Below are 4320 nucleotides of genomic sequence, written 5' to 3'. Positions count from 1 at the left end.
ATCCTGCACTAGATGAACTTATTCTAGTTATTGCCAAGAATTAACAAAAAATTAAGTGCAGTCTCAAGTATTACCCCTGTAAGGGTTTACCATGAAAATGTTACCTGAAAATTATTTCAAGACAGCCAATAAACTTAAAGATTCTGGACAACTTTATACAGCAATGGTTGCTTATCAAAAAGTTTTAACTATTAAACCAGACTATGTTGAAGCTTACAAGAAGTTAGCTGAGGTATATTTGCTACAAGGTAATTTTGATGCAGCGATCGCTTGTTGCAAAGAAGTACTTAAAGTTCAACCTCAGTTGACTTCTGTGTATTTAATTTTGGGAAATATTTTTCAAGAGAAAAATCAATTTGAACAGGCAATTAATGCTTATTTTCAGGCGTTAAAGTTACAACCTAATTTGGCAGAAGTTTATGTTTATCTTGGCAGTATTTATAATCGACGGGGACAGTTGGATTTAGCAATTTTTAATTATGAAAGGGCGCTGGAGATTAATCCAAATATTCCATCTGTTCGATTGATATTGGGAAATATATTTATTGAAAGAAGGGAATTTGAGCGGGCGATTTTTTGTTATCAAATTTTTCAGCAACTAGAACCGGAAAACCCTCAAGTTTATTTTAAATTGGGTGGTGTTTTTACTCTCCAGAATGATTTTGAAGCTGCTCTTGATTATTATCAAAAATCTTTATCTATTAAACCAAATTATCAAGAGGCTTTTGCTGAATTATATAGATTGCTAAAGCCTGAGATTACTGAGCAAGAATTGGGTATTTTATTCACAGAATGGCAAGATTTTGCATTGGCAAATAATCATAATATAGAGAGATATATTGATTCAGTAATTGAGGTTGAAGAAGGAAGAAGCGGTGCGACCCCGCATCGGCGACAGATGCAAGGGGTCATATCCGGCGACGACAACAGTCGTAAGGGAATGCTGACCAAGGGAGGGAATGGGCACCAAGAGAGGAAGAAGGAAAAAGGAAGAAGGAAAAAGTGGATGGGGACTCAAACCTCAACCAATTGTAAATACCCTGTAGACGGTGGGGTATTAAACCCAAAAGAAAAAGATAAATCAATAGAGCAAAAATTTGAAGCTTTTGAGAATAATACCGATAATTTCCCCGGTTTAAACCAAGTCAAGAAAAATCAGGATAAATTCATTCAAGGTAAAACCTTTAAACACCAAGAATTAGAAACAGAAAAATATCTTGATTCAGTAATTCAGCATCAATCAAGTCAATATCTAGAACAGGAAAAATTCACAGTATATCCAAATCGAGAAATTATTGAATCTGATGAAGACCATGAAATTCAAGCTACTACTTTAAATCTAATTCCAGAGCAAAAATTTGAAGCTTTTGAGAATAATAACGATAATTTGCCCGGTTTAAACCAAGTCAAAAAAAATCAGGAAAAACTCAGTCAAAGTCAAACCTTTAAAGACCAAGAATCAGAAACAGAATTTGTCAAAAAACTCTTAAAATATCCCGCAGCAGAAACTTATAGAAATCAAGCCGATATTGCTCTCGGACAAGGAGATTTAACAGTAGCAATCGCTCACTGTAAAGAAGCTTTAAAAATTCAACCAGATTATGCTCCATGTTATGTAACTTTAGGAAATGCTTTTTACAGACAAAATAATTTAGCAGCAGCTTTGTCTGCTTATAATCTGGCATTAGAAATTGAACCGGAAGTTGCAGAAGTTTATGGAAATGTGGGTAGTGTCTATTTGCAGTTAGGTCAACATAAACAAGCACTGTTTTATTATCAAAAGGCTGTTTATTTAAAACCAGATTTGCCTGGTATTTATTGGAATATTGGTAAACTATTTCAATATTTAGGAAAAGTTGATGAAGCTCTGGAATCTTGGGAAAAAGCATTAGAAATTCAACCAGATATAGTAGAGGCAGATTTTCACTTTAAATTAGGCAATACCCTAGTTAAACTGAGTAGAATTAACGACGCAGTTAGAAGTTATCAAAGAGCTATTAATCTCAAACCAGATTATACCGAAGCTTATAGTAATCTAGCTAATATTTTAGGTAAACAAGGAGATAGAGAAGCAGCAGCAAAATATTATCAGAAAGCATTAAATATTAATCCAGAACTCAAACACTTACATGAAAAACTAGCTAATAATTTCTTGTTAAAAGGAGACTACGATCGGGCAATTTATCATTATCAAATAGCCATTAAATATAATCCTAATTCCTATGATGCTTATGCCAACTTAGGAACAGCACTTTCCAATAAAGGATTATTAAAATCAGCACTAGAAAAATATCATCAAGCATTAGAACTTAAACCAAACTGGGCAGAAGTATATTCTCGCATCGGACATATTATTAAACAAGAAAAAATGGAAGAAGCGATCGCTTTGTTTGAAAAAGCTATCGAACTTAAACCACAATTTGTTGAAGCACATCAACAATTATGCGATTTACTCAGCCATACAACTAAACTTGCCCAAGCTAGAAAAGCAGCCGATAATTTTTGTAATTCTTGTGGAGAAATAGCTCCTATTCTTTCAGGTACTGCCTTTTTATTCGCCTATTTTCAATCTGGAGTAAGTGACATGGCAAACTCCAAACTTTCACAAGTAGAAAAATTTTCTTATCAAAACTGTGAAACCTTCAGCGAAGTAGAAATAAAACTACTCTATGAAATTTTCTTATTTGCCGTACCTCACCTCCGGGATAACTTAGAAGGAAACGCTAAATTTTACAAATTAATAGCCAAACAATATTATCAAAATATAATCAAAAACTATCCAACTCCAAAAACTCATATTTCTAATTCCCAACCCCTGAAAATAGGATTCCTTTCCAAACATTTTCGTCGTCATTCTGTAGGTTGGTGTAGCGAAGCCTTAATTCGAGAACTATCTCAAATTACACCTCACGTTCATCTATATATTACAGGTTCGTTGAAGCGAGATGATATTACTCAAAAATTTGAACAAATGTCTGTCAAAACCTATTGGCCGAAAAAGTATCCTAATGGGTTCCCATCCTATGAAGAAATTGTCGAACAAACATTAGAAGACAAGTTAGATGTAATAGTAGATTTAGATTCAATGACATTGCCAGTAAATGTACATATTATTCATGAACAACCAGCACAAGTTTGTGTTTCCTGGTTAGGTTTTGATGCGCCCTATATTTCTGAAAGTAATTACTTTTTATGTGACTGGTATACCCATCCTCAAGGAAGAGAAAAACATTATCTAGAAAAATTAGTTAGATTGCCAGAAACATCTGTAGCTGTGGATGGGTTTGATAGTCGTTCGGTTGATAGAAATGCGACTAGAAATACTCTCGGAATTGATTCAGATAAAATGGTTTATTTGTGTATAGCTCCGGGGCGAAAAACTAATCCAGAAATGGTACGCGCTCAATTAAAAATTTTGCAACATACACCAGAAAGTATATTAATTCGTAAAGGTCAAGGAGATGTAGATGTAATTTATCAAACCTATCTTCAAGAATCTGAAAATTTAGGGGTAGACTTTAATCGAATTATCTTTTTAGGTCAAACTCAAACAGAAGAAGAACATCGAGCAATTTATCAGATAGCAGATGTTTTATTAGATTCTTATCCCTACAATGGAGGTACTCATAATTTGGAAGCTTTATGGGCAAATTTACCAATAATAACTAGAGCTGGAGAACAATATTTGTCTAGAATGGGTTACTCATTTTTGCAAAATGTAAATTTGGATATAGGAGTAGCTTGCAGTTGGGAAGAATATACAGAATGGGGAATTAAATTAGGTAAAGATTTAGGTTTAAGAAATTCAGTGCGGGAGCATTTGCAGAGGTCAAAAAATCCAGATAATTTAGCGCCTTTGTGGAATCCTAAAAAATTGGCAAAACAGATGTATCAGATATTTGTTGAACTCAGAAATAAGTAACAAGGAAGATGGAAAAGGTAGATGAGGCATTGGCTGAACTTTAAGAAAATTAATCACAGGAATTGATTTAAGTAGTGGTTAAACTATTTCCCATTGAAACGATTTACCCCTAATTCTGGGAAAGCTGACAGAAAAAAGATAATAGGGAACATAAAAATTAAATGCCTTTTAGCTTATCCTGTGTATTCTGGTAGAGAAGCAAACCTGAAAATAGTTTTCACGATTGAGTTATCAGATTTTAGATCGAGCTTTAGGTATTGCCTCCTAAATTGACTATTCATTCAACTCAAACGTCTCAGTTATTGAATATATATTTTGATTTAACTCCAACGTCTTAGTTATGAGATTTTAGATAAAACTCTGAGCGTAGGCCTCTATCACTAACTATATATTTGGAC

General features: G+C 33.7%; 1 protein-coding gene. It reads left to right on the top strand.

The genetic code is table 11. The features are described from left to right. Nucleotides 1-91: 91 nt before the first annotated feature. A complete protein-coding gene (locus F6K13_RS20450) occupies nucleotides 92-3922 on the top strand; it encodes a tetratricopeptide repeat protein (protein WP_240038900.1) in 3831 nt (1276 codons plus the stop codon). Nucleotides 3923-4320: the final 398 nt, after the last annotated feature.

It is taken from the genome of Okeania sp. SIO2B9 (assembly GCF_010672505.1).
Classification (GTDB): Bacteria; Cyanobacteriota; Cyanobacteriia; order Cyanobacteriales; family Microcoleaceae; genus Okeania; species Okeania hirsuta.
Note: the sequence above shows the minus strand (reverse complement) of the source record. Positions and strands in the feature narration are given on the sequence as shown.